General features: G+C 63.6%; 26 protein-coding genes. 11 read left to right on the top strand and 15 right to left on the bottom strand.

Annotated features, from left to right (window positions below; genetic code table 11):
• Positions 1–48 precede the first annotated feature (48 nt).
• A complete protein-coding gene (locus tag KU306_RS02100; RefSeq protein WP_258302726.1) occupies positions 49–807 on the top strand; it encodes an SIR2 family NAD-dependent protein deacylase in 759 nt (252 codons plus the stop codon).
• 93 nt (positions 808–900) lie between these two features.
• Positions 901–2856 carry an ATP-binding protein gene (locus KU306_RS02095; RefSeq protein WP_258302725.1) on the top strand — a complete coding sequence of 652 codons (1956 nt, stop codon included), beginning with the start codon at positions 901–903 and terminating at the stop codon, positions 2854–2856.
• A 24-nt stretch (positions 2857–2880) separates the two neighbouring features.
• On the opposite strand, the gene KU306_RS02090 is transcribed toward KU306_RS02095, so the two are convergent.
• Complete coding sequence (locus tag KU306_RS02090; RefSeq protein WP_007542474.1) at positions 2881–3381, bottom strand: DUF5518 domain-containing protein; 501 nt, start codon at positions 3379–3381, stop codon at positions 2881–2883.
• A gap of 111 nt (positions 3382–3492) precedes the next feature.
• Here KU306_RS02090 and cofH point away from each other — a divergent pair, with 111 nt between their 5' ends.
• The 3 genes from cofH to KU306_RS02075 all read left to right on the top strand — a co-directional run bounded on the left by cofH (position 3493) and on the right by KU306_RS02075 (position 6237).
• Positions 3493–4863: a 7,8-didemethyl-8-hydroxy-5-deazariboflavin synthase subunit CofH gene (gene cofH / locus KU306_RS02085; protein ID WP_258302724.1), complete on the top strand. Its 1371-nt coding sequence runs from the start codon at positions 3493–3495 to the stop codon at positions 4861–4863.
• 1 nt (position 4864) lies between these two features.
• Positions 4865–5413, top strand: a complete 549-nt coding sequence (locus KU306_RS02080) for a hypothetical protein (RefSeq protein ID WP_074795920.1) — start codon at positions 4865–4867, stop codon at positions 5411–5413.
• Positions 5414–5634: 221 nt separating this feature from the next.
• Positions 5635–6237 carry a hypothetical protein gene (locus tag KU306_RS02075; protein ID WP_258303414.1) on the top strand — a complete coding sequence of 201 codons (603 nt, stop codon included), beginning with the start codon at positions 5635–5637 and terminating at the stop codon, positions 6235–6237.
• A 58-nt stretch (positions 6238–6295) separates the two neighbouring features.
• Here KU306_RS02075 and KU306_RS02070 read toward each other — a convergent pair whose 3' ends face one another.
• Complete coding sequence (locus KU306_RS02070; protein ID WP_258302723.1) at positions 6296–6697, bottom strand: winged helix-turn-helix transcriptional regulator; 402 nt, start codon at positions 6695–6697, stop codon at positions 6296–6298.
• 132 nt (positions 6698–6829) lie between these two features.
• Between KU306_RS02070 and KU306_RS02065 the strand changes: the two genes are divergently transcribed.
• Positions 6830–7612 (top strand): SDR family NAD(P)-dependent oxidoreductase, encoded by a 783-nt coding sequence (locus KU306_RS02065; protein ID WP_258302722.1) that lies wholly within the window; start codon positions 6830–6832, stop codon positions 7610–7612.
• Here KU306_RS02065 and cofG read toward each other — a convergent pair.
• The 6 genes from cofG to KU306_RS02035 form a co-directional block, all read right to left on the bottom strand.
• Positions 7603–8766 carry a 7,8-didemethyl-8-hydroxy-5-deazariboflavin synthase subunit CofG gene (gene cofG / locus KU306_RS02060; protein WP_258302721.1) on the bottom strand — a complete coding sequence of 388 codons (1164 nt, stop codon included), beginning with the start codon at positions 8764–8766 and terminating at the stop codon, positions 7603–7605. The genes KU306_RS02065 and cofG overlap by 10 nt on opposite strands.
• Before the next feature lie 304 nt (positions 8767–9070).
• Positions 9071–9691, bottom strand: coding sequence for a 2-phospho-L-lactate guanylyltransferase (cofC, locus tag KU306_RS02055; protein WP_258302720.1), 621 nt, complete (start codon positions 9689–9691; stop codon positions 9071–9073).
• 6 nt (positions 9692–9697) lie between these two features.
• Positions 9698–10492: a hypothetical protein gene (locus tag KU306_RS02050; RefSeq protein WP_258302719.1), complete on the bottom strand. Its 795-nt coding sequence runs from the start codon at positions 10490–10492 to the stop codon at positions 9698–9700.
• Complete coding sequence (locus tag KU306_RS02045; protein WP_007542487.1) at positions 10461–11648, bottom strand: tubulin/FtsZ family protein; 1188 nt, start codon at positions 11646–11648, stop codon at positions 10461–10463. Before KU306_RS02045 ends, KU306_RS02050 begins: the two co-directional genes overlap by 32 nt.
• 263 nt (positions 11649–11911) lie before the next feature.
• On the bottom strand, positions 11912–12817 hold the full coding sequence (locus tag KU306_RS02040; RefSeq protein ID WP_258302718.1) for a complex I NDUFA9 subunit family protein: 906 nt from the start codon (positions 12815–12817) through the stop codon (positions 11912–11914).
• A gap of 125 nt (positions 12818–12942) precedes the next feature.
• Positions 12943–13179, bottom strand: coding sequence for a hypothetical protein (locus KU306_RS02035; RefSeq protein ID WP_425499533.1), 237 nt, complete (start codon positions 13177–13179; stop codon positions 12943–12945).
• Positions 13180–13318: 139 nt separating this feature from the next.
• Here KU306_RS02035 and tmk point away from each other — a divergent pair, with 139 nt between their 5' ends.
• Positions 13319–13912, top strand: coding sequence for a dTMP kinase (gene tmk / locus KU306_RS02030; RefSeq protein WP_258302717.1), 594 nt, complete (start codon positions 13319–13321; stop codon positions 13910–13912).
• A gap of 42 nt (positions 13913–13954) precedes the next feature.
• On the opposite strand, the gene KU306_RS02025 is transcribed toward tmk, so the two are convergent.
• Positions 13955–14275, bottom strand: a complete 321-nt coding sequence (locus KU306_RS02025) for a DUF7991 family protein (RefSeq protein ID WP_258302716.1) — start codon at positions 14273–14275, stop codon at positions 13955–13957.
• Positions 14276–14323: 48 nt separating this feature from the next.
• Complete coding sequence (locus KU306_RS02020; protein ID WP_258302715.1) at positions 14324–15901, bottom strand: thrombospondin type 3 repeat-containing protein; 1578 nt, start codon at positions 15899–15901, stop codon at positions 14324–14326.
• A gap of 143 nt (positions 15902–16044) precedes the next feature.
• Here KU306_RS02020 and KU306_RS02015 point away from each other — a divergent pair, with 143 nt between their 5' ends.
• Positions 16045–17091 (top strand): thiamine pyrophosphate-dependent dehydrogenase E1 component subunit alpha, encoded by a 1047-nt coding sequence (locus KU306_RS02015; RefSeq protein ID WP_007542498.1) that lies wholly within the window; start codon positions 16045–16047, stop codon positions 17089–17091.
• 36 nt (positions 17092–17127) lie between these two features.
• Here KU306_RS02015 and KU306_RS02010 read toward each other — a convergent pair whose 3' ends face one another.
• Positions 17128–17361, bottom strand: coding sequence for an Lrp/AsnC ligand binding domain-containing protein (locus tag KU306_RS02010; RefSeq protein ID WP_007542500.1), 234 nt, complete (start codon positions 17359–17361; stop codon positions 17128–17130).
• 109 nt (positions 17362–17470) lie between these two features.
• Here KU306_RS02010 and KU306_RS02005 point away from each other — a divergent pair, with 109 nt between their 5' ends.
• The gene (locus tag KU306_RS02005; protein ID WP_007542502.1) at positions 17471–18154 is read left to right on the top strand and encodes a potassium channel family protein; all 684 of its coding nucleotides are present in this window, start codon (positions 17471–17473) and stop codon (positions 18152–18154) included.
• 1 nt (position 18155) lies between these two features.
• Positions 18156–18392: an Lrp/AsnC ligand binding domain-containing protein gene (locus KU306_RS02000; RefSeq protein WP_049918739.1), complete on the top strand. Its 237-nt coding sequence runs from the start codon at positions 18156–18158 to the stop codon at positions 18390–18392.
• Positions 18393–18436: 44 nt separating this feature from the next.
• On the opposite strand, the gene KU306_RS01995 is transcribed toward KU306_RS02000, so the two are convergent.
• The 4 genes from KU306_RS01995 to KU306_RS01980 all read right to left on the bottom strand — a co-directional run bounded on the left by KU306_RS01995 (position 18437) and on the right by KU306_RS01980 (position 22865).
• Positions 18437–18940: a DUF5813 family protein gene (locus KU306_RS01995; protein WP_007542506.1), complete on the bottom strand. Its 504-nt coding sequence runs from the start codon at positions 18938–18940 to the stop codon at positions 18437–18439.
• A 396-nt stretch (positions 18941–19336) separates the two neighbouring features.
• Positions 19337–21814: a methyl-accepting chemotaxis protein gene (locus KU306_RS01990; protein ID WP_258302714.1), complete on the bottom strand. Its 2478-nt coding sequence runs from the start codon at positions 21812–21814 to the stop codon at positions 19337–19339.
• Between the two features lie 87 nt (positions 21815–21901).
• The gene (locus tag KU306_RS01985) at positions 21902–22078 is read right to left on the bottom strand and encodes a DUF8015 family protein (protein WP_160163436.1); all 177 of its coding nucleotides are present in this window, start codon (positions 22076–22078) and stop codon (positions 21902–21904) included.
• A 52-nt stretch (positions 22079–22130) separates the two neighbouring features.
• Positions 22131–22865: a tetratricopeptide repeat protein gene (locus tag KU306_RS01980; protein WP_007542510.1), complete on the bottom strand. Its 735-nt coding sequence runs from the start codon at positions 22863–22865 to the stop codon at positions 22131–22133.
• A gap of 298 nt (positions 22866–23163) precedes the next feature.
• Here KU306_RS01980 and KU306_RS01975 point away from each other — a divergent pair, with 298 nt between their 5' ends.
• A complete protein-coding gene (locus tag KU306_RS01975) occupies positions 23164–24339 on the top strand; it encodes a tubulin/FtsZ family protein (RefSeq protein WP_007542512.1) in 1176 nt (391 codons plus the stop codon).
• Positions 24340–24355 lie beyond the last annotated feature (16 nt).

Here is a 24355-nt window from a genome sequence, read left to right as displayed (position 1 = left end):
TCTGTGGCGACCACGGCGCTTTTTCGCCCCCACCACGTCAGTTTGGACATGGACGCGGATTTCGACACCGACGCCGACTGGGTTGCCAGCCGTCTCCGCGATGCGGACGTTGCGGTCGCGTTGACTGGCGCTGGGATGAGCACCGCTTCGGGAATCCCGGACTTCCGCGGCGACGACGGCATCTGGAACACCGAGTTCGACCCCGCGTCGTTCCACCGCGACCGATTCCTCAACGACCCCGCGGGCTTCTGGCGTGACCGTCTTCGCCTGCACGAACGGATGTTTCCCGACGAGGTCGGCCCGAACGCCGGCCACGACGCGCTCGCTACCCTCAAATCACGGGACGTTCTCGACGCCGTCATCACCCAGAACACGGACGGACTCCATCGCGCCGCCGGGTCAGAACGCGTGGTCGAACTCCACGGCAACGCCGCCGACGTGGTCTGTGAGTCCTGCGGGTGCAGGTTCGATGCCGAGTTGGCGTTCGAACAGGTGCGAGACGACGCCGTCCCTGCGACCTGCCGAACCTGCGACGGCGTCCTGAAACCTGACGTCGTCCTCTTCGGTGAGCAACTCCCGCGTGCAGCCTACGCCGAGGCGACGACGCTCGCCGACGACGCCGACATTATGCTCGCACTCGGGTCGTCGCTGACGGTCCACCCCGCAGCCGGGCTCGCGGGCCGGACGGCCGAAAACGGCTCGCTCGTCGTGGTCAACTTCGACGAGACGGAGTACGATAGGAGCGCAGACGTGGTCGTCCGCGCCGACCTCACCGAGTTTCTTCCGGCGGTCGAAAAACGCGTTTGACGACACCTGACAGCTCATAATAACTATCGGGAACGAGAGACATGAATTCTACCGGACGGACCATTAAATACTGCAACTGTGTCATGGATAAACATGGCACGCACTGGTCGGACGGGTGAGCCCGACGGGGTAGAACCGACCGTTCTCTTCGTCGCTCCCAGCCCGTCACTCGCTGAGGCAGCGAGCGCGGCACTCGAACGACAGGGGGTGGCCGTCTCCGTCGAATACGACCTCGGCGTGACGATAGAACGGCTCCGCGAACAGGACGCCGACTGCCTCGTCGCACCGACGCCGATTGCCGGACTGACAGCCACGGAACTCGTCGAGATAGTTCGTGAACGAAACATAGCGGTTCCGCTCGTCCTCCTCGTCTCCGAGGCTGACGAGGACCGCGTCGCCGAACTGGAGGAGGCCGACGGTGCCGACTACGTTCTCGCCGACGTCGACTCCGTCTCGTACGGTCGTCTCGCCGACCGAATTCGAGCCGCCGTTGCGAAATACCACTCCTCGCGCGCCCAGCAGTCCGAACGCGACATCGTCTCGCGCCTCGAACACCGCATTCAGCGGACCGAACGAAAGATTACGTCGCTCCACGGCGTCGCGATGGAACTCAGTTCCGCGTCCACAGTCGACGACATCTACGAACAGACGGTCGACGCGGCCGAACAGATTCTCGACCTCGACATCTGTTTCGCGTTCGAAGCCGAAGCCGACCGATTCGTCCCGCGGGCGAAGTCTTCGACGCCAACCGACCGCGCTCTCGAACCGGTTCCCCTCGACGCGGGCGTGATGGGCGAGACGTATCGAACCGGCGACTCCCACCGCGCCGTCGACATGGACCTCCACGCGCTGGCCGAACCCGAGTTCGGTGAGTACCGTTCGGGGCTCAGCGTCGCTATCGGCTCTTTCGGCGTGTTTCAAGCGGTCTCGAAACAAACCGGCGCGTTCGACGAAATCGACCTCGAACTCACGGAACTCCTCGTCGCACACACGACCGCCGCCCTGCAACGACTGGAGTACCAACAACAACTTCGCGTCGAGCGCGACCAGTTCGCTGCTCTCTTCGACAACAGCACCGACTGTATCGTCGAAGCGACGTTCGACGACGGCGAGCCAATCGTTCAGGCGGTCAATCCGGCATTCGAGGAGACGTTCGGCTACGACGAGTCCGAAGTCGTTGGCGTCCCTATCGACGATATCGTCGCGCCGGACGAGCGTCACGAGGAGGCAGTGCAGTTGACAAGGCAGGTCCGTGCCGGAGATTACGTCCAGACCGAAGTCAGACGACAGACCAACGACGGCGAGAAGGACTTTCTCCTTCGGTCGGTGCCACTCAGCGACGACGCGATGTACGCGGTGTATACCGACATCACAGAGCGCAGAGACCTCCAACGCGGTGTCGAAGCACAGAACGAACGGCTCGAAGAGTTCGTCAGCGTCATCTCTCACGACCTGCGCAACCCGCTGAACGTCGCTCAAGGTCGCCTCGACCTCGCTCGCGAAGAGACCGACAACGAACACCTCCAAGCAGTCTCCCGCTCGCTGGACCGAATGGCAGACCTGACGGACGAACTGCTGGAGTTCGCCCGCGAGGGGGCCGCAGCACTCGACCCGGAGCCGACGAACCTCGAAACGGTCGCACACCGCTCGTGGGAGCACGTCGATACGGCCGAGGCGACACTCGACGTCGACGCCGACCTGACTATCGACGCCGACGAGGGACGACTCCAGCAACTCTTCGAAAACCTGTTCCGAAACTCGGTCGAACACGCCGCAGACGACGTGACAATCACGGTCGGTACGCTCGACACAGGGACGGGGTTCTTCGTCGAGGACGACGGTCCAGGCATCCCGGCGGAGATTCGAACAGAGGTCTTTGACGCAGGCTTTTCCACGGCGGAGATGGGTAGCGGATTCGGGCTGACTATCGTCGCAAGCGTCGCCGAGGCACACGAATGGAACGTCGAAATCTGCGAGGGCGACGCTGGCGGGGCGCGATTCGAGTTTACGCTTTATCGCGGGGAGGATGTCAATGGCGTAGCCGAGTGACGCCGCGAGCGGAGGCGCAGGCGACTACTGGAACTCTTCGCGGAGATACGGACCGAGGTAGCCACCGAGCGCGCCGAGCCCGACAGTGTACGCGAGGGCGACGACCAGACCGAACAGGACGACGAGACCGATTCCGAGGATGCCGAGCCCGACGCCCAAACGCGGCGCACCGACGAGGGCGAACACGCTGACGAAGCCGAATCCGACGAGTGCGAAGAGAACAACGACGAGGCTCACGAAGACGCCCGAAAGCGCTCCCGCTTTGACACCCACGTTGCGGTCGGTACCGGTGAGATAGCCTGCCAGCGCGCCGCCGAGAACGGTCGACCCGGGCAGTGGCGAGAGAACGATGCTGACGACCGCGCCGACGAGCGCCGAAAAGAGGACGCTCTCACCGTCGTCGTCCAGTCCCGACTTCGCCGACTCCACGACGCCGTCTCCTGAGGATGCCGAAACGCTGTCTCCCGAGGACGTCCTGTCGGTGGCTGATTCGGGGTCAGTGTCTCCCGACGAGGGGTGTTCCATACTGGGAACGAGACTGTCTGAGCGGGTAATCCTTTCTCCGGTTCCAACGGGCTTCGATTCTACTTCCGCTACCGCCCCGTTTTTTACCGCCGTAGCGCGTTCTCCACGACCATGACCGGTGCCGCCCGCGACGACTTCGGGTTCGACCACGTCCCGGAGACCGACCAGTCGTTCGAAGAGGCCTTACAGAAGGCACGAGCGGGCGAGCGCCTCAGCGTCGCCAACGGCGTCGAACTAATGACGACCGGTACCGACAGTGCCGGAATCGACGCCCGGCGAAAGGAACTCGTCCTCGAAGCGGCCGACCGCCGCCGCGCCGAGATGGTCGGCGACGAGGTGACGTTCGTCGCCAACCTCAACAACAACGTGACGACGGCCTGTACCACCGGCTGTCTCTTTTGTAACTTCAAGAACACTGCCCACCTGTTCGAGTCGGACTCCGATGTCGACCACCAGGGATTCACGAAGACGCCCGCCGAATCCCGCGATATCGTCGCCGACGCCGTCGAGATGGGTATCTACGAAGTCACCTCCGTCTCTGGCCTCCACCCGGCGCTCGTCCTCGACGAGGAACACCGCGAGATTCTCCAGTCGTACGACAATCCCGCCGCCGAGGTGAACTACAAGCCACCCGAGGTCTACGACGCCGACCCCGGCACGTACGCCGAGCAACTCGCGGCGATGTCGGTCGACGGCGTCCACGTCCACTCGATGACACCCGAAGAGGCTCACCACGCCAAGCGCGGCACTGACTGGACCTACGAGGAAGTCTACCGCCGCCTCGACGCGGCCGGTCTCGACAGCGCACCCGGCACTGCGGCGGAGATTCTCGTCCCGGAAGTCCGCGACGTTATCTGCCCCGGAAAAATCGGCACCGACGAGTGGGTCGCTGGGATGGAAGGCGCGATGCAAGCGGGCCTCGACGTGACGGCGACCATCATGTACGGCCACGTCGAAAACGAGATGCATCGCGTGATGCACCTCGACGTCGTCCGCGACTTGCAGGACCGATACGGCGGCATCACCGAGTTTGTCCCGCTGTCGTTCGTCCACCAGAACACGCCGCTGTACGACCGCGGCCTCGTCACCGGCGGCGCGACAGACGACGAAGACGAACTGATGGTCGCCGTCGCGCGGCTCTATCTCGACAACGTCGACCACATCCAGTCGTCGTGGGTGAAGTTCGGCAACGCGAAGGCGCTCAAACTGCTCAACTGCGGGGCCGACGACCTGATGGGGACGATTCTCTCCGAGGAGATTACGAAGCGCGCCGGCGGCGAGTTCGGCGAGTTCCGCTCGTTCGACGAGTACGTCGATATGATTACCGCAATCGGCCGCCAGCCGGTCGAACGCTCGACGGACTACCGGACTCGCCGCCCGCTGGATATCGACGCCGACACACACGGTCCGATGCTCGGGCCGCATGCGGACGGGACACCGCTGTTGGAGCGCAGTCGCGACCCCGCGCTCGCAGACGACTGAGATGATGGCGACCACCCACGCGGCGGTGGGACTGGCACTCGCCGCGCCGCTCGTGTGGATTGCACCCGAACTCGCACCAGTCGCTGCCGTCGGCGCGCTCGTCGGCGGCGTCGTCCCCGACGTGGACCTCTTCGTCGGCACCCATCGCAAGAGCCTGCACTTCCCCGTCTACTACACGCTCGCGGCCGTGTTGGTTGGCCTCGTCGCGGTCGTCGCACCCAGTGCGGTGGTCGTCGCTATCGCGTTTTTCCTCCTCTCGGCAGGTGTCCACTCCATCTCGGATTGGTTCGGCGCGGGCGACGAACTCCGGCCGTGGCATCGGACCTCCGACCGCGCCGTGTACGTGCACCCGGCCAAGCGCTGGCTTCGCCCTCGCTACGTCGTCCGCTACGACGGCGCGCCGGAAGACCTCGTGTTGACGCTCCTGTTTTCGATTCCGGGCTACCTCGCGTTCGATGGCGGACTTCGACTTGTCGTCCTCGTCGGTGTCGCTGTCGCCGTCTTCTACACCGGCTTTCGAAAGCGGATGCCGGAGTGGTTCAATATCTGAGTCAGCGCTACCCCCTGACCGTCACCTCACCATCTCCCCCTGACCGTCACCTCACCATCTCCCCCTGACCGTCACCTCACCACCACCATAGCCAGACGCCCGTCTCAACACTTGTCACCGTATCTATGTACCAGACGGACCACGGCACTGAAGCGTCTCCGCGACGGAGAGTAGCGAAGGATGTCAACTTCGCCGACGCAGTGGGAGGTGACGACCCGATGATGGCACCCACGCATGCCGCCATGAGCATCGCGTTTGCTGCCGTCGTCGCGGCCGTCGTCCCCGAAGCGACGCCGCTCGTCGTCGCTGCTGCGCTGGTCGGCGGACTCGCGCCCGACCTCGACATGGTCGTCGGCGTCCACCGCAAGACGCTCCACCAACTCGAAGCGTTTGTCGGCGGCGCAGTCGTCGCCGGTGTCGTCGCGGTCGCGACGGGCGACGTGACGCCGGTGCTCGCGGCGACCGGATTCGCCGCTGCGGCGCTGCACTGCCTCGCCGACCTCGCGGGCGGGAGCAGCGAACCGAACCCGTGGGAGGCGGCTACCGACCGCGGCGTCTATGTTCGGTCTGCGGGTGGTTGGGTCGCACCACGTCGCTGGGCCGCCTATGACGGGTCGCCCGGCGACCTCGCATTCGCCGCGGTGCTGTCGATTCCGGGGTTTCTCGTCTTCGGTGGCGACGTGCATCTCGTCCTCGTCGGGAGTCTCATTGTGGCTATCGGGTATACGACCGTTCGAAAACGCGTCCCGCAACTCTCCGGGCGGACGCCCGCGATGTACGCGGCGCTCGTCGCACTGTTTTCGGTGTTGGTGCGACGCCGATGACGGACTGTCACCGTCACAGCCCGAGTACCTCGATTATTGATTCTCCGCTGGCTGTGACTCAGTCACCGTCTAACTCGGCAGCCGCACTCTCGACTTCGTATTCTACGATCCACTGGTAGAGGTCCTCGAAAATCGGCGTGAGCGAGTGCGTCTTCTCGGTGGCGACGTACTCTACACGTGGCGGAATCTCGTCGTACGAGTAGCGTTCGATGAATCCCGCGTCCGTAAGTTCGGCGAGTCGGTTCGAGAGGGTCGTCGACGAGATGCCGAGTCGTTCTTCGAGGTCTTTGAACCGAAGTCCCGAGTCGCTGAACGCGAACTCGTGCATGATTGCGAGCGTGTGCTTCTTGCCGAAAAGCGAGAGCACGTCGCTGATTTCGCTGCTGGCGTCGAGTTCGGCTAGCTGACCACAGTCTTCCGGTTCCTCGCTGTCTTTGTCCATCCCGCGTGGCGTACTCATGGTCCGATGGTTGTGGCCGGTAGTATAATACTTTAACATCTGTACTATTGGCAACCACTCCGAATATTGGGAGTTACTCCAATACTCGCTACTCGACAGCTTTTCACTCCACATTCCAAAGCGATAGCCACAATGACCCACTCCGACACGCAGACGGCGCTCGTCACGGGTGCATCGAGCGGTATCGGCGCACAGTTAGCACGGCAGTTCGCCACCGATGGGTACGACGTCGTGTTGACGGCCAGACGTCGCGCGCGGCTCGAAACGCTCGCCGAAGACCTCGAATCGACTCACGGTGTCTCGGCGTCGGTCTATACGGCCGACCTCGCCGACCCCGACGCACCGGCGGCGCTCGCCGACGAACTGGCGGACGCCGAAATCGAAATCGACGCGCTCGTGAACAACGCCGGTTTTTCGTCGCACGGTCGATTCGACCAGACGTCCCTGTCGACCGACCTCGACATGATTCAGGTCAACCTCGTCGCGCTGACTGAGCTGACAAAGCGCTTTGCGAAGCCCATGGTCGAGCGTGGACACGGCGAGATACTCAACACGGCGTCGATGGCTGCGATGGCTCCGACGCCGAAGCTGGCGGTTTACGCGGCCACGAAGTCCTACGTCCTCTCGTTCACCGAGGCCATCGCGGACGAACTCGAAGCCGCCGGTGTCACCGTCAGCGCGCTGTGTCCCGGCCCCGTCGACACCGAACTCGTGTCGCTCGACGGGATGGACGGCTCCGGTGCCGCCGACCAGCGTCTCAACGACCCCGAATCGGTCGCCCGAGCCGGCTATCGCGGGCTGAAAAATGGGAAACGCATCATCGTCCCGTCGATGCGGATGAAGGCGCTCGCGCAAGCGACGCGCGTGCTCCCCCGGAACCGCGTCGTCTCGATTGCCGGGTCGTTTTACGACTGAGTACGATTCGCTTGGTCCGGCACCGACAGCGGCCCGTCACCGCGTGCAACGCTCCGAAGCCGTTCTCCGTGAACGTCGTCCGTGCGAAGTCGCTCGACGATGGGGCCTCGAAGCCACTCACACTCGTCTCCCGTTCCGACCGCGCTGTCTTCGCTCGGCAAGAACCGCTCGTAGACTGGCAGCCGCTCGTGAAGCGAAACGCCCGCTTCGTCGGCGATATCGGCGAGTTCTTGCAGCGCCGGCCACGCGTAGTCGGGGTTGACGTAGTCGTCCGTGACGGGCGAGACGCCGCCGAGGTCGTCGACGCCACAGTCCACGAGCGACGCGGCTTCCGAGAGATTCGGCGGAACCTGCACCGACACCTCCGCTGGAAGCGCCGCGCGCGCCATCGAGACGACGCGGCGCATCGTCTCGATAGACGGGCGCTCGAAGTCAGACCGCTCGTTCGGCACGACGTTCTGAACGATGACTTCTTGGACGTGCCCGTAACGCTCGTGCAGGTCGCGGATGGCGAGCAGGCTCTCCGCGCGGTCGCGCCACGACTCGCCGATACCGACGAGGATGCCCGTGGTGAATGGCATGCCAACCTCGCCCGCGGCGCGGATGGTGTTGAGTCGCTGCCCCGGCGTCTTTCGACGGTTTCCGGCGTGTGCGTCCACGTCGGCGGTGGTCTCCAGCATCACGCCCATACTCGCGTTCAGTGGCGCGAGGTCGGCCAGCTGCTCGCGCGTAAGGTCGCCGGGGTTCGAATGCGGGAGGAGGCCTTCGTCGAGTGCGACCTCGCACGCGGCCGCGAGGTAGTCGAGGATGTCGTCGTATCCCCACTCGTCGAGTTGGCGATGAATCTCGGTGTACCGGTCGTCGGGTTCGTCGCCGAAGGTAAACAGCGCCTCCGTGCATCCGGCGTCAGCACCCATGCGAACCACGTCGCGAACCTCGTCGAGCGACATGAGCGTCGCCTGCCCGGGGACGTCGTAGTACGTGCAGTAGGTACAGGTGTACCGGCACGCGGTCGTCAACGGCACGAACACGTTCCGCGAGAACGACACGGACTGTGGCTTCTCGACGTCGTCGGGGCCGACCGAGAGGAGTCGGTCGACTTCGTCGGCGTCCACGTCGACTTCGACTCCGTACTCGTCGGCTCCGGGGAACATACCACTCGGTCTGTGGTGGAGGACAAAAAACGTGTCAGTCGCGGGGCTCACTGGTCGGAACCGATTGGCGAGAACGAAGTCGGAGTGTTGGTGCCAGACACTACTCCGACTCCTCCGTAAACCCGCCACACACCTGAGAGACTCTTTGTAAGCGTCGGTCAGGTCGTAGCGTGGCGGCCGGAGTTTCACTGCCTCCCGCACCGCCGACAGACGGCTCGGAAGGGCGCGGCGCACGTGGCCTCAGTTCCCGCCGGCGCACAGACACACCGCGCCAAGCTACTGTTTACCGTGGAACATTATGGTCCTATCGGCGCGCGCGAACTACGCCGACCCGGCCGTCGCCACGTTGGAGGCGGATTCCAGCGTCGACGACCCACTCGTGAGCGCGCCCCTCCCCGTGAAGGAGCACGTCGACGAAATCGGCGGGTTCGTCCACGTCGACGGCGAGGCGCAGTGAATCGACTTCGACGAACGTCGCCCCCGCCTCGTCGGCGAGGCGTCGGTGGTCGGCGATGGACGCACCGTGGTAATCGACCGAAAAGTCCGGGTGGCGGACGACGAGCGCGTTCGTGCCGCCACCGAGTCCGGGCGCAGCGACTACATCTCCCGCTGTCTCGAAGAGCCGCGTGAGCGCTTCGGGTGTCGCGAGCGCCAAATCCGCCATCACGACGGCGACAGGCGTGCCCGCCGCGAGTTGGTTGTTCACCGCGTCCGTGAGCGGGCGGTCGTCGACTGCGACGGGCGCGTCGATGGGTGCGTCGAGGGGAGCATCTGCGAGAACGAGTGGTGTCCCGCCGGCGTCACACACCGCATCGAGGACGTCTCGAAGCATCGCGACTGCGAAGTCGCGTCGCTCGGCGCCGTCGAGTAGTGGAGCGAGTCGCGTCTTCGGGGACTGTGCCCCGAAGGGAACGACCACTCGCACGGAGAATCAGCCCAGTTTGTCGTAGGTCTGCTGCTGGGACTTCCAGTAGAGGAAGCCACCGGCGAGCAGTGCGACGACGACGAGCCCACCTGCTGCGTAGATGAGCAGTTGGGTCGTCTGGCTCGACTGCTTCGCTTTGTTCGCGCGGGTCTCCGCTTCTTCGGCCAGCGTCGTCGCGAGGTCGAAGTTGCCGCTGTTGTAGGCGTCAACTGCGTTGTCGAACGACTGCTGTGCCTCCTTCGTGTTCGCGCCACTCACCGAACTGATGGTCGCCTGTGCGCTGTCGAGTTTGGCGCGCGCGGCGGCACTGTCTTCGGTGTAGTGGTTCACGTCCCACGTCTGGATGTGGTTGCTAGAGCCACCTTCGCGGGTCTGGTTGAGCGAGACGGCGGTGAACGTCTGTGCGGGGTCGTAGGAGTACTCCTCGACCGCCGGCACCGTTCCGGTCACCTTGACTTCGACTTCGCTCGTCCCGTCGTCAGCGACGACCTGTGCGCCACTGAAGTTCTGCCCGTCGAAGGACTGCTGGTCGACTTTTGCGCCCGTCTGGTCGTAGTACGTGACGGTCCACGTCACGTCTTCGAGCTCAGTGCTTCCGGCGAGCGACCACGATTCGAGTTGTGGGTTCTTGTACAGTTCGTCGAGCGTGACCGACGCGGTCACTTTCGAGTCGGCCTGTGCTTCGCTCGGGACGTCGTCGGACGCGACGCTCACGGCTCCTGCCGGGGCCACGAGGGCCGACAGCAGCACGACGAGCGCGAGCGCCAGCTTAGAAGAGCGACTCCAGCTCGTCTTCGTCATCGTTTATGAGGTTCTCCAAGTTCGAATCGCTCTCCTGACGGATCTCTTCGATGTTGTCTTGCGCCTCGATGGCGACCTGCTGGAGCTCCTTGATGCGTGGCACGTTGGTCACGCCCGAAAGGAGGATGACACTGGCGACTTTTCCGGCGCCCGGAATCGGGTAGTCGCCGCCGCGAACTTCCATGGACCCGGTCTGCTCCTCGATCCATTTCCGCCCGCGCTCTATGCCTTTCCGGTTCAGATGCTCCGGCGGGCCAGCGAGTACGAGCAGCGCGCGCTCGGCACCTTCGATCTCACACGGGAGTGTGAGGCGGCCGAGTGCAGCCTTGCGTACGAGGCTGGTGATGCGGTTCGTCGTGTGGGCGGTGTCGAGGTTGTCGTCGGGTTCGTCACCGCCAGTGAGTCGCGACAGGAGGCCGCTACTCTTGTTCTCTCGCGGTTCGACACCCTCGGAGGCGTAGCCGACGGTCGAGACGCCGCCGCCAGCCAGTGTGTTGATAATCTCCGAGGAGTCGACGACAGATTCTGCGACTTCCTGTCCGTCCTTGACCTCGCCGGCGCCGAAGAGGACGCCGAAGCGGTTGACGATTTCCTGGTTAATCTCGTCGTAGCCGCCCTGCACCGATTCGCCGGTCTTTCGCCACGCGTCGTTGTCGAACACGAGGAGGTTGTCGACCTCGCGGACGAACGTCTGGAACGAGCGTGCGGCGTTGAGAGTGTAGATACCACCCTCGTCGGACCCCGGCAGGATGCCGAGGCCGTAGACAGGCTCAGTGTAGATGCGTTTGAGGTGTTTCGCGAGGACCGGCGCGCCGCCGGACCCGGTACCGCCACCGAGTCCAGAGACCACGAGGAAGGCATCGACTTCGTGAACTGGGATGCTATCGATTGCACCCTGCACTTCGTCGATGTCTTCTTCGGCGATTTCCGCGCCTAGTTCGTTGTCCGCACCGACGCCATGCCCCTTCACGCGGGACTGGCCGATGAGGACGCGCTGGTCCTTCGGGATGTTTTCGAGTCCGAGCAAGTCGGCTTTCGCCGAGTTGACTGCAACTGCTGCACGGACGATGTCCGAGTTGCGTTGCCGGTCGTACTCGACGAATTTGTCGACGATCTTTCCCCCGGCTTGCCCGAATCCGATCATTGCGAGCTTCATAGGTTCGGTCCCCTCGCCATTGCGTGAAAGCCAGTACGAACGCAGACATAAGCGTTGTGATGGCCAGGTGTCAACCCAGGAACAGATTGGCTGGAAAAAACGGCGGACGGAGGCGGAATTTTAAGCAATCATTATTCTGGCTGACGGACGCGTGACATTATCAATATTCGTGATTTATATATGATTAACAGGGTTTCTCGGTGTTTGGACCCGAGAAACGACCCGATTGTTCAGTTCGGTCGGGTCGGCCGCACGGCGTGTTCTCAGTTCCGTTTCGAGAGGAACTCCTCGAACGTCTTCAGCGACGATTTGTCGACGCCGAAGGAACCGATGTCGTTGTTTGCGACCGCGTTGTCGATTTTGAGTGACCGGTACTGGTCGGCACCCATCGGGAAGCCGGGGACGAACCCGAGCGTCGTGAGACCGACCCGAGCCAGCGGCATCGGCAGCGGCACGATGGTGATGGACTTCCCTTCAGACTCGTATATCATCTCTGTCACGTCCCGGAGCGTGAGTATCTCCGGGCCGCCGATTTCGTAGGTCTTACCCACGTGCGCGTCGTCTTCGATGGCTTCGCCGAACATGGGCGTGAGGTCGTCGATCCAGATTGGCTGGAACCGCGTCCGGCCGTTCCCGGGCAGCGGGTACAGGGGGACGCCGGGCGCGAACATCCCCTTGAGCTTCTTCGTGAAGTCGATTATCTCCGCGCCCTCGCCGAAGATAATCGACGGCCGGAAGATGGTCCAGTCGAGGCCGGACGACTTCACCGCGTTTTCGGCTTTTCCTTTCGACCGGATGTACGCCGTGTCTGCGTCCGGGTCCGCGCCGAGCGCACTCATCTGCACTAGGCGGGGCACGTCGTGTGCCTCGGCGGCTTTCACGACGTTCTCGGTGCCCTGCCAGTTGACGATGTCGTGCATCCGGTAGCCGCCGTCCGGCTTGAACAGCGGCGAGAGGGCGACGAGGTTCACGACGGCGTCTTTCCCCTCGAACGCGTCGGTGATGGAGTCGTAATCCGTGACGTCGCCGACGGCCGTCTCGACGCCCTCCGGGAGGTCCTCGCTAGTGGGGTTGCGTGACATCGCAGTCACGCTGTGCCCGCGCGACTTCAGCTCTCGGCAGAGGTTACTACCGACGAATCCGCTTCCGCCGACAACAAGGACTTTCATAGCGAATTATTCGGCGGAGCGAGCCTAAAGCTAACGGGAGTTCGAGGTGGATTTCGCCGGAGTAGTTGCCGACGACAAGAGTGTTCGGTAGACCGAGGATTCGAGTCAGTTCGGCGGTGTGTCTGTCACGCCAATATCGGTGGCATAAGCGGACCATCTGTCCGCTTAATCATCTTCCCGCCTTCGTCGTAGACGACGACTTCCTCGTGTTCGTAGTGCCATTCGTCGGGGGCCTCACACGGTGTTGCAACCTCTCGAAGCTTGGTTGCGAAGCCTTCGTCTCCCAGTGGCACCGTCTCGTCGTACCAGACGACACTGTACGGTAACGACACTGGGAGGAGTGCATCCCATCGGTTACTCACGGAACAACACATGTGGTCATCGTGTTGGGTTGACATTATCGTTACGGCAGTTTGTGGCGCGTGTCGCCCCGGCAGTTCGGGGTGAGTATCGCTGCGCCAGTTCGGGGCGCTTTTTTCGCAGGGGCGACTCGGGGGACGTATGCTCGTCACCCTCGAGGGACTCGACGGAAGTGGGAAGACCACCGTCTGGGAGGCGCTCCGTGACACGTATTCGGACGCGGTCTTCACACGAGAACCAACCGACGATTCGTGGTACGGTGAGGCGGTCAACCGCGCTATCGGCGACGACGACGCCGACCCGCTCGCGACGCTGTTTCTGTTCACCGCCGACCACGCCGACCATCTCTCGCGCGTCGTTCGACCCGCCCTCGACGCGGGTGAACTCGTTATCTCTGACCGGTACTCCGACTCTCGGTACGCCTATCAGGGTGCCTCGCTCCGCGACAGCGACCTGAAGCGCCCGATGGAGTACATCAGGGGAATTCACTCGGCGTTCACTCGCCCGCCGGACAAGACCATCTACCTCGACGTAGACCCCGAGACGGCCGCCGCTCGGAGTGGGTCGACGAACAAGTTCGAACAGGCGGCGTACCTCGCCGAGGTGCGCGCGAACTACGAGCGACTCATCGAGGCGGAGCCGGACCGGTTCGTCAGAATCGACGCCACACAGTCACCCGAAGAGGTTCTCGACGAAGTCGAAGCGGCCCTGGACGACATTCTCGCCGACGCGTAGGGCCTTCAATCGCAGTCGATACGTCCGACAGGCCGTGCTCCGCTACCGCGACTCGGGCAGGTTCTCGAACTCTTCTGGGGGAGGGACGTACAGCGTGTCGATGGTGAATCCGAGGACTAGCGGCATCCCAATCATCACGCCGAACGCTGCTGCGGTACTCCCGAGGTCCACGCCGATACCCAACACGCCCGAGAAGACGAGCGTGGACACGAACAGTACCAGCGGGATGAGGAACAGGGCGTAGAGGATGTACCCCCACTGCGTCTTCAATCGGAGGCGGAAGAAGCGCGTCATGACCGCCGCGATGAGGGTGTGAAGCACGAGTACGACGCCCATCAGCGCGAGGTTGACCACCGAGACCATACCGGGGGTTAGTATCGGGGCGTCTTTTCCCTGTCGCTCCCGGCGGGGCTATTCGGCGCGGAAGGGGTTGGTTCCCGCGTCGAGTTCGTCGGTGTTCGAGACACCGTCGTCGTCGAAGTCGTCGTCCACGACGCGATTTTCGGGGTCGGTCGGGTCGAGACCCGCTTCGAGTTCGACGCGGTCACTCAGCCCGTCGCCGTCGGTGTCGTGGTCGCTCGCGTCCAGGCCGATAGCCTGCTCGTAGTCGTTGGCGAGTCCGTCACCGTCCCAATCGTCGATTTGCGCGTCGTCGCTGGCGTCAGTCGGGTCCGTTCCGGCCTCGATTTCGACGCCGTCGTACGCCCCGCCACCGTCGGTGTCGGGGTCCTTCGGGTCGGTCGTGTAGCGTTCGTACACCTCGTCGCCGTCGAGGTAGCCGTCACCGTCGTAATCGGGGTCGGCGGGGTTGAGCCCGCCTTGCTGCTCGCTGTCGTCTTCGAGGCCATCGCCGTCGGTGTCTGACTGTTGGATGCTCACGTCACCATCGACCGGGTCGCCGCCGAGACTGTTCCACTCGGCGAGGTCGCTGCTCCCGTCGCCGTCGGTGTCGGGATTGTACGGGTCCGTCGGCGCAGTCCGTTCGAGGGCGTCGCCCACCTTGTCACGGTCGCTGTCGCGGTCGTTGTAGTTCGGCAGTCCGTCGCCGTCCGTATCGGCCGTCCCTTCCCGACTGTCGGGGATGCCGTCGCCATCGGTGTCGGTGTCGTACCACGCGGGCGCGCCGTCGTTGTCCACGTCTGACGGCCAGGTATCGAATCGCTCGCGGGCCGTCGAGATGCCGTCGCCGTCGTCGTCCCAGTCCTCCACGTTGGGGACGCCGTCGCCGTCGAGGTCACCCGCGCGCTCGTCGCTGTCAGGGATACCGTCGCTGTCTGTGTCCGTCGGTCCTGCCGACTCGACCGTTTCAGAGTCCTCCGCGGGCGTGGCGTCTGCTGTCTCGTCGGTGGCTGTCGAATCGTCAGCCGTCGTTTCGTCTCCCTGGTCCGCGTCGTCAGTCTCGTCGCTGTCGTCACCGCCCGAAGCAACTGCGTCGTCCGTGTCGTCCGTGTCCGCGTCGTCCGTATCATCCGAATCGTCCGACTCACCTGCTTCGTCTCCACTCGTCGCCCCGTCTGTACTCCCCGTCGATTCGACGGTCGTATTCTCACCGTCCTCCGTCGATTCATCTGTCGAGTTCACTTCTGTCTCGGTCGAGGTGTTCGTCTCGTCCGTCCCGTCTGTCTCGGTCGAGGTGTTCGTCTCGTCCGTCCCGTCTGTCTCGGTCGAGGTGTTCGTCTCGTCCGTCCCGTCTGTCTCGGTCGAGGTGTTCGTCTCGTCCGTCTCGTCTGTCTCGGTAGTCGTCGTCTCGTTGTCTCCGATGGCACCGACGCTCTCCGAATCGTCGAGTGAACCAGTCGAGCCAGCGCCCGACTCGGTGTCGGTCGCGGGCACGAGAGGACCACCGAAGCCAGCACCGCCGAGGGCGGCGAGCATGACGACCGCCCCGAGCGCCGTCGCGGCGATAGCCTTCGCGCTCTCCTGCAGACGTGGATACATAGCCCAGTCGAGACAGAGGAGGTGAATTGCTATCCAGTCGCTACGTCGCATTAATAGATTATTTTTGAAGCACGTTACGCGCGAGTCGCCAGGCCGCGTGGCGACGCGAATTGACCGACCCAACCGGAGTCAGTCGAGTGACACCAGGGTCCAAACCGGGGACGTTTATCACGAAGGACCGTGACCCTCCGCGCATGCATCGACTCATCGCCGAGCACGGGTTGGACGACACGGACTTCACCGAAGACGACGCCCGTGCCGCCCTCCGCGACATGATTCGAGCGCGCCGGTTCGACGAACGTGCACTCGCCCTCCAGCGACGCGGGTGGATGAGTGGCTACCCGCCGTTCAAGGGACAGGAAGCGTCACAAATCGGTGCCGCGCACGCGATGCGCGAAGACGACGTGCTCCTCCCGACGTATCGGTCGAACGCGCTGCAGATTGCTCGCGGCGTGCCGCCGAGCGACCTCTTTCTCTTCCGCCGCGGCTACGCCGAATACGAGTCCGACCACGACGTTCCGGTGTTCCCGCAGGCCGTCCCGATTGCCAGCCAGATTCCCCACGCTGCCGGGGTTGGCATGGCCAGCACCTACCGCGGCGACGACTACGCAGCGCTCGTCTGCTTCGGCGACGGCGCGACTTCCGAGGGCGACTTCCACGAGGGACTCAACTTCGCGGGCGTCTTCGACGCACCAGTCGTCTTCTTCTGTGAGAACAACGGTTGGGCCATCTCGCTCCCCCGCGACCGCCAGACTGCGAGTGACTCTATCGCGGTGAAGGCCGAGGCCTACGGCATCGAAGGCGTGCAAGTCGACGGGAACGACCCGCTCGCCGTTCGGGAAGTCGTCAGCGACGCGCTCGAAAAGGCCCGACAGGGCAAGCCGGTGCTCGTCGAGAGCCTGACGTACCGACAGGGCGCACACACCACCGCAGACGACCCGACGCGCTACCGAGACGACGACCCCGACCTCCCCGAGTGGCGGACTGCCGACCCCCTCGAACGGTTCGAGGAGTTCTGTCTCGACGCGGGCATCGTCGACGAGGACGAACTCGACGCGATGTACGAGGACGCGAACGAGGAACTCCGCGAGGCCAAGGAGACGGCAGAAGAGACGCCGGAGCCCGGTCCGGACGAGTTGTTCGACTACGTGTACGAAGACCTCACGCCGGAACTCGCCGAACAGCGGGCCGAGCACATGGCGCACGTCGACGAACACGGACCGTTCCACATCGAGCGCTGACGCCGCAGCCGACCTGTCGGTGACGGCGTCGGCGACTCAGTCGTCGAGTGAAATGTACGTCTTCGTCTCGGAGACGCCCTGTAACCCCTGAATGCGCGTCGATGCCGTCTTCAGGACTTCGTACACCGCTTCGGTGTCGACCTCCGCGATGATGTCGTACGCCCCGGCGACGATGTGGGCCTCTGCAACCGTCTCGAAGTCGCGAATCGGACCGAGCAACTGTTCTGATTCCCCGGCACCGGTCTTCACCATGATGAAGGCGTGAACCATGTGTGGGATATTCTATCACACGATGCAAAAGCCTTGCTCCGTTCGATGTCCGGTGGTTCGACCGAAACCGGGGTAAGGTTATTTGCCTTCGCCGACATACCGTACTTCCATGCGGTTCGTTATCATTGGTTCTGGACGGGTGGGGCTACGGACAGCCCGGGTCCTTCGAGAGGAGGGTCACGACATCGTCCTCATCGAGTTAGACCGCGACCGGGTGAACCGGGCCCGTGAGAGGGACTTCGAGGTGGTGGAAGGTGATGGCTCCCGCGAGGAGGTGTTGCTGGAGGCCGGCATCGACGAGGCGGACGCCCTCGGCGCGCTCACAGCCGACCTCAACGTCAACTTCGCGGCGTGCATGATTGCCAAACACTTCGGCTGTCGGACGGTGCTCCGCGTCGACGAGGACTACCGCGAAGAAGTGTACCAGAAGTACGCCAGGGAAGTCGACGAAATCGTCTACCCCGAGCGACTGGGAGCGATTGGTGCGAAGAACGCCCTTCTCGGCGGGTCGATTCGCGCTATCGCGGATATCGCCCAGAACCTACAGGTCATCCTCGTGACGGTCACGGAGAGTTCGCCCATGAACGGGTACAGTATCGAAGAGGTTGCGCTTCCGGCCCACGCGCGCATCCTCGCGTTCGGGAAGAAAGACAGTCCGATGAGTCTCCCGCTGTCGGATGACTCACTCGAAACCGGCGACCGCGTCGCCGTTCTCGCCGACTTCGACGTCCTCGACGACGTGCGTCAACTCCTCGTCGGCGACGAAGTCGTCACTGCTGCAGGAGGTGCTTGAGATGGTTCATGCATACATCATGGTGAAAGCCGCAACCGTCGCGAATGGTATCGACCAACTGAGAGAAGAACTCGTCGACGTCGACCACGGTATCGAGAGCGTCCACATCGTCGCGGGCGACGTCGATTTCATCGTGAAAGTCGACGTCGACTCGCCGGCCGACGTCAAGGAAGTCGCAAACGGCATCCAACAGGTCGAGGGAATCGAAGGCACACAGACGTACATCGCGATGGACTGAGTCGGCCGTCAGACGTGCTTCGTCCGCCGCTCGTACCGTCAGTTTCAGAATCCCGTTCCGGCGTTCTCCTGTGCTCGACTCAGGATACTCGTCACCGGTTCGGTGTAGTCGTACCCGGGGATGATTCCTTGGACGAACGTCCCCTCGACGTAGTCGATGACTGCGCCCGCGTCGTCGACGCCGCGACGCTCGTTGATGTCCGCGAACGACGTTTCGACGAGTGCCTCGTCGTCCTGGCGCTCTACGGTCGGTTCGAGCTGGTGGTCGCCTGCGGTTACGCCGCCGGCGTCGTCCATCCGAAGTTCGAACGTCTCGAACCAGCCGTCTTCGACGATGTCGGCGACTCCGTCTTCGGTGACGGCCGACAGCATCGGGACGCGAACCGACACCTCGAACTCGATTTTCCCGTCATCCCGCTGTGTGACGGTGACGCGGCCATCGAAGTGCGTCGTCGTCGAGACGAACGTTCGGTCGCCCTCGTGCTCGAACGAACCGTGGTCGCCGAACGCCCGGCGGACCCGACCGGGAAGCTCCTGCTGTTCACTCATGGCGAGAGGAAGGAACTGATGGGAGAAAAGGCCGTTGCGTCTCGGTCGGTTCGTGTTCGGTCCCCGAATCGCCCGATTCCGCCGGAATCGGCAGAATGGCGGCATGTTTAAGTATCTCGCCGCACTCCGTTTAGGTGACGCTTCGCTTTGGAGGGCCGAAGCGTCAGCGGGGACCAATCTAGGGCGGCATTCGCCGCACGGGCCGCTCCCGTGCGGCTGCCTATCCCTTTCTGAAGAACTCGACCATCGAGCCGCCAGTCTATCGATTTTACCGGCTGTATCCGCATCGAGTGGCGACGCTGTGGTCGTCTCGTGGTACTGACAGCGTTCGCGACGGTTCGTTGGAGAAGAGTGTTCGCGCGGGAATCGCACTTGGCCGTTCTGCGCGGGAGAGTGCTACTCGTCGTCTCCGGTGCCGTCGGCCGCGAGCTCCGAGAGCGTCGGCGACGAGAGTACGTCGTCGTCGACGTCGGGCTCCGGGACGACGTCTATGTCCTCAGGAGCCCCCGACTCAGGAGTGTCGTCGGGAGTTTCCGGTTCGGAGTTGCCGTCGATGTGCGCGTCGTCAGCGCCATCGCTGCTGTGTCCTCCGTCAGGCTCCCCACTGGGTTCGGCTGCGACATTCGGCTCGGCGCCTTCCGGTAAGGGGGTCGGCTCGTCGGTCGCCTCGGCTTCGATGGCGTGGTTCTCGCCGTCGAGGGTCTCGACTTCGTCGGTTCGTACCTCGAAGCGGTCGGCGAGCGCCCGGAGTTCTTCGGTCGTTCCGGAGAGTTCCTGTATCTGCCCGGCAACGCCCATCATCGCGTCGTTCTGTTCGCGAGCTGCGGCAGCGACATCGGCCGCCTCGCTTTGCGTCTCGCTGGCGATTTCGACCGCTTCGTCGGCGCGGAGTGCAACCGACTGCGCCGCTTCGGCCTGCGAAGCGGTCGCGGCGTCGATAGCGGCCACCCCGTCGTCGACCTCGTCGAGTCGGTCGACCGCTTCGTCGATTGCCTGGACGCTGTCTGCGACCGTCTCCGCCCCGTTGGACACGCGCTCTCTGGCTGCGTTGACTTCTGAGACGGTCTCGTCGGCTGCCGTTTCGACCTCGTCTATCGAGGAGGCGATTTCGGTCGTCGCTTCGGCCGTCTCGGTGGCGAGTTGTTTGACGCTGTCGGCGACGACGGCGAAGCCCTTTCCTGCTTCGCCGGCGCGGGCGGCCTCGATGGAGGCGTTGAGCGCGAGCAAGTTCGTCTGGTCGGCGATGTCCTCGATGAGGTCGACGACTTCGCCAATCTCCGCCACTTCGTCGCGGAGCGCTTCGACGCCGTCTGCCGCCGCGGCGACTCGGTCGTCGATAGCCGCCATCTCTTCGTGGACGGCGGCGCTCGCGTCGCGACCGTCTTGTCCGCGTTCGCTGGCTTCGGTGGCGAGGCTGGCGAGTTCGTCGGCGGAGGCGGCGACCTCTTGGACGGTCGCCGAGAGGTCCTGCATCTCGGTCGAGACTTCGTCGAGGAGCGTCGCCTGCGTGGACGCCCCATCGGAGATGTCGGCGGTCGCCTGCTCGACGCGTTCGGAGGCCGAAGTGACCTCTTCGGTCCCTGCGGTGACGCGCTCTCCGGCAGTATCGACGGTCGCCGCGAACGTCGCGACCTGCCCGATGGTGTCTTCGAGTTCGTCGACCATCGAGTCGATGCCGTCGCCGACAGCGGCCATCGCGTCGTCGTCCGGTTCGACCGAGGTCCGAACCGTCAGGTCGCCCGTCGCCACGCGGTCCATCGTCGCTTGGTAGTCGGCCGCGGCTGCAGCCAAGTCTTCTTGGGCCTCTTCGGCCGCTTCGATTCGGTCCTTGAGGTTGTCGCGCATCTCGGCGAACGAGTTGGTCAGTGCACCGAACTCGTCGACACGCGAGGTCGAGAGGTCCACGTCGAGGTCGCCGCTCGCGAGTGTCTCGGCGCGACCACGGAGTCGCCGGAGCGAGACGACCGTCCCGCGGCCGATGACGAGGCCGACAAGTCCGAGACCGCCCAGCGCGACGCCGATGAGGATAGTGATATCTCGCTCGACCAACGTCGCAAGCGCGTAGGTGCTCTCGGGTGGTGCTTGGATGAGCACGGCCCAGTCAGTCCCCTCGACGGGAGCGTGACCGACGACTTTCCCATCGCGTTCGATGACGCCGGTTTCTCCCGAGACTGCCGCGTCGAGCGCGGGCGTCGAGGAATCGCCACGGTACTGTTGGAGGACGTTACTGTGGTACTTGTCGAAGGCGACGACGCCGTCGGCGGTGACGACCTGCGTGTGCGACCCTTCGATTGGTTCACTGATGGTCTGGGCGTGACGCGACGCATCGACGACAATCATGACCGCAGCGTCTCGGCCCGCGACGGGGCTGAGGAACGCGAGGCGCTGCCCCCCGGCGTAGCGGTACACCTCGGAGATGGCAACGCCGTCGTTCATCGTCAGCGACCCGGTCGTCCACGACACTTCGAGGTCGGCGATGGTCTTCGTCTCCAGCACGGCGTCGGTACTGTGGACGATGTCACCGTTCGACGGCTTGACGTAGTGGACTGCGAGCACCTCTGATGGGAGTTGGTCTTTCTCTCTTTCGAGGGCTGTGTCGATTGCGTCGGGGTTCCCGGAGCGGATTGCATCGTACTCCGAGAACATCCGGGCCGTCCGCGTGTATCCCTCCAGCCAACTCGACAATTCTTCGGCTTCGAGCGACGCGACCATCTCCAGTTCGGAGTGGGCGTCGGCCCGGACCTCCTCGGTAACCATCCCCGAGATGTAGAAGCCCAACCCGCCCATCACCCCGGCGACGACCACGAGGACGAGCAAGAACTTCCGGAGGTAACTCCGTCTGAGGACCTCTGGAACGAACCGTGCGATTCTCATGCTACTCGTTCGCAAGCTAATCGAACGTAAAGTGTTGACCCACCAGATATCAGTGGTGATAACGAATGTCGTGGGTTGGTAACTTCGTCAGAGTCCGTCGGCGGTTGCACCTACTGCAAGCGCCGCTGCACCCGTTGCACCACCGCTCGTCGCAAGGTGGGTCGGAATCCCAGAAACGAGACCGACGACGCCACCGAGGACTAAACAGACCGCCATTCCGGCGAGGGCGACGTCGAATCGGGAGGGGGCGTTGGCGGGCAGCACGGCCTAATTACATGTTATTACAGTATCCGCAAAGTGTGTTGGGGTGGCGGGACTACTCGCCGGGCTCTTGGAGCGTGTCGTCGTCGCGTCCGCGTTCCGTGACCTGCTCGTAGTCGGCTGTCGCCGCCTCGATATCGCCGATTTTCTCCACTGCTCGCTCACGCTCACCGTACACAGATTCGTCCCGCATGCCGAGTGCGATGGCGCTGTCGAAACAGCGAATCGCGTCCTCGTAGAGGCCCCGTTCGGCGAGTAGGAACCCACGGTTGTACCACGCGTGCGGCAATCGCGGGTCGAGTTCAGTCGCTCGTTCGGCGTGGTCGAGCGGCGACGACGCGTCGCCGGATTCCCACAGCGCATACGCCAGGTTCGACTCCGCCGTCGCAGCGAACTCGCTGTCGTCGTCGATGCGGAGCGCCTCGCGGTACGCGCCGATTGCCTCGTCGTACTCCTCCAGTTGAGCGTGTGCGACGCCCTTGTTCACCCACGCCTCCTGTGTTTCCGGTGCGTCTTCGTCCGCGTAGGCGATTGCACGCGCGAAACTGTCGATAGCCTGTTCGTACTCCTCGATAGCGACGTAGGTGAGTCCAATGCCGACGAGCGCCGCGACGTCGACGTCTTCGGGGACGACCTGCGATTCGTCGACGAACTCGCTGAGAACGTGGTCGTCGGCTGGGTCGACCAGGCGGCCGTTCAGTCGGAGTTCGACCGGGTCGAAGTCGAACCCCGCGTACGGATTGCCGAAACCGCGACCCTCAGAAAACCGGTGATTGCGCGTCGAAGTCATCCAGAGAGATTGGCGCGCGGACGAGATAGCGTCGTCGTCGGTGCTCAGGAGACGATGCCGGGCCCCGGCTCAGTTGCTGTGTGTTTCCCGGGCCCACTCGTTCGTCCAGTAATCGGTGTGTCACTTGGCCACATTGTTTATTTATTGGTAGTGAGGATGGCCACTTGACTGGGGGGTTCCACCAAACGGGTGGATGCAACGAGCCGAATATTTCGGTCGGTCCTGTCCGGGCACTTCAGGGCCTCATTCGCGCATTCAGTTCCCTTCTCACGGACACTCCTAGTCACGCAACCCAACCATGAAATTAGGAATAATCGGCGTCGGCAATGCCGGTAGCAAGATTGTCGACAAGATGGTCGAGTTCGAATCGCTTACGGACCGAAAACTCTGCCGCCACGTGATGGTGATAAACACCGCACGGACCGACCTTTCGAAACCAGACCACATCCCCGACAGCCAGCGGATTTTAATCGGCGACACGCACCAGAAAGCCAAAGGCCACGGCGTCGGCGGCGACGTCGAAGTCGGTGCCGAAGTCGCCCAAAACGACATCGACGAGATTCGGCGCGCGTTCGACGACGTCGACATCCACGAGGTCGACGCCATCTTGGTCTGTGCGTCGCTTGGCGGTGGCACCGGGAGTGGCGCGGGTCCGGTCGTCATCAACGAGTTGCAGAAGATGTACGACGAGCCGGTGTACGGACTGGGCGTCCTCCCCGGAAAGTACGAAGGCGGTCGCCCGGCGCTGAACGCCGCCCGGTCGCTCCAGTCGTTCGTCAACAACACGGACAACTTCATCGCCTTCGACAACGACGCGTGGCGCTCGAAGGACCAGACGGTCGGCGAGGGCTACGAGGGAATGAACCGCGAACTGGCGACGCGCCTCGTCACGCTCCTCGGTGCTGGCGAGTACGACGAACCGACCGTCGCCGAGAACGCGATGGACTCCAGCGACATCATCCGAACGCTCGATACGAGCGGTATCTCTTCGATTGGATACGCGTCGACTTCGGTAGACAAGACGAACGGCGAAGGCCTGCTCAAGCGCTTCCGCGAAGACCACGAGATAGAAGACGGCTCGAACGCCGCAGCGAAGATAAACGGCCTCGTCCGCCGCGCGGTCAACTCTCGGCTCACGCTCCCGTGTGAGGTTTCGAGTGCCGACCGAGCGCTCATCGTCCTGTCCGGACCGCCGTCTGAACTCTCGCGGAAGGGACTGGAGAGCGCCCGCGAGTGGATCGAAAACGAGGTCGACACGGTCGAAGTGTTGGCTGGCGACGACCCCCGAGAGAACGCCACGGCACTTTCGGCGGTGGTGCTTCTGTCGAACGTCACGGAGACGCCTCGAATCGAGTCGATTCAGGACCAAGCGGTCGAGGCACAGGAGAAAATCGCCGAACAGGAGGCCGTCCGCGAGGAGGAGATTGCCGACCTGATAACCGACTCGGACGGGAAAATCGACCCGGTCATCTGACCATGGCTCCCGTCAC

The sequence above is a fragment of the Haloferax larsenii genome (assembly GCF_024730625.1).
GTDB classification, from domain to species: domain Archaea; phylum Halobacteriota; class Halobacteria; order Halobacteriales; family Haloferacaceae; genus Haloferax; species Haloferax larsenii.
This window is presented reverse-complemented; position numbering and strand designations above follow the sequence as displayed.

Bases quoted from the DNA above. Each gene is read 5' to 3' on its own strand.
- KU306_RS02100 (WP_258302726.1), top strand. From the start codon at position 49: ATGGACGCGGATTTCGACACCGACGCCGACTGGGTTGCCAGCCGTCTC.
- KU306_RS02095 (WP_258302725.1), top strand. From the start codon at position 901: ATGGCACGCACTGGTCGGACGGGTGAGCCCGACGGGGTAGAACCGACC.
- KU306_RS02090 (WP_007542474.1), bottom strand. From the start codon at position 3,381: ATGGAACACCCCTCGTCGGGAGACACTGACCCCGAATCAGCCACCGAC.
- cofH (WP_258302724.1), top strand. From the start codon at position 3,493: ATGACCGGTGCCGCCCGCGACGACTTCGGGTTCGACCACGTCCCGGAG.
- KU306_RS02080 (WP_074795920.1), top strand. From the start codon at position 4,865: ATGATGGCGACCACCCACGCGGCGGTGGGACTGGCACTCGCCGCGCCG.
- KU306_RS02075 (WP_258303414.1), top strand. From the start codon at position 5,635: ATGGCACCCACGCATGCCGCCATGAGCATCGCGTTTGCTGCCGTCGTC.
- KU306_RS02070 (WP_258302723.1), bottom strand. From the start codon at position 6,697: ATGAGTACGCCACGCGGGATGGACAAAGACAGCGAGGAACCGGAAGAC.
- KU306_RS02065 (WP_258302722.1), top strand. From the start codon at position 6,830: ATGACCCACTCCGACACGCAGACGGCGCTCGTCACGGGTGCATCGAGC.
- cofG (WP_258302721.1), bottom strand. From the start codon at position 8,766: ATGTTCCCCGGAGCCGACGAGTACGGAGTCGAAGTCGACGTGGACGCC.
- KU306_RS02050 (WP_258302719.1), bottom strand. From the start codon at position 10,492: ATGACGAAGACGAGCTGGAGTCGCTCTTCTAAGCTGGCGCTCGCGCTC.
- KU306_RS02045 (WP_007542487.1), bottom strand. From the start codon at position 11,648: ATGAAGCTCGCAATGATCGGATTCGGGCAAGCCGGGGGAAAGATCGTC.
- KU306_RS02040 (WP_258302718.1), bottom strand. From the start codon at position 12,817: ATGAAAGTCCTTGTTGTCGGCGGAAGCGGATTCGTCGGTAGTAACCTC.
- tmk (WP_258302717.1), top strand. From the start codon at position 13,319: ATGCTCGTCACCCTCGAGGGACTCGACGGAAGTGGGAAGACCACCGTC.
- KU306_RS02025 (WP_258302716.1), bottom strand. From the start codon at position 14,275: ATGGTCTCGGTGGTCAACCTCGCGCTGATGGGCGTCGTACTCGTGCTT.
- KU306_RS02020 (WP_258302715.1), bottom strand. From the start codon at position 15,901: ATGCGACGTAGCGACTGGATAGCAATTCACCTCCTCTGTCTCGACTGG.
- KU306_RS02015 (WP_007542498.1), top strand. From the start codon at position 16,045: ATGCATCGACTCATCGCCGAGCACGGGTTGGACGACACGGACTTCACC.
- KU306_RS02010 (WP_007542500.1), bottom strand. From the start codon at position 17,361: ATGGTTCACGCCTTCATCATGGTGAAGACCGGTGCCGGGGAATCAGAA.
- KU306_RS02005 (WP_007542502.1), top strand. From the start codon at position 17,471: ATGCGGTTCGTTATCATTGGTTCTGGACGGGTGGGGCTACGGACAGCC.
- KU306_RS02000 (WP_049918739.1), top strand. From the start codon at position 18,156: ATGGTTCATGCATACATCATGGTGAAAGCCGCAACCGTCGCGAATGGT.
- KU306_RS01995 (WP_007542506.1), bottom strand. From the start codon at position 18,940: ATGAGTGAACAGCAGGAGCTTCCCGGTCGGGTCCGCCGGGCGTTCGGC.
- KU306_RS01990 (WP_258302714.1), bottom strand. From the start codon at position 21,814: ATGAGAATCGCACGGTTCGTTCCAGAGGTCCTCAGACGGAGTTACCTC.
- KU306_RS01980 (WP_007542510.1), bottom strand. From the start codon at position 22,865: ATGACTTCGACGCGCAATCACCGGTTTTCTGAGGGTCGCGGTTTCGGC.
- KU306_RS01975 (WP_007542512.1), top strand. From the start codon at position 23,164: ATGAAATTAGGAATAATCGGCGTCGGCAATGCCGGTAGCAAGATTGTC.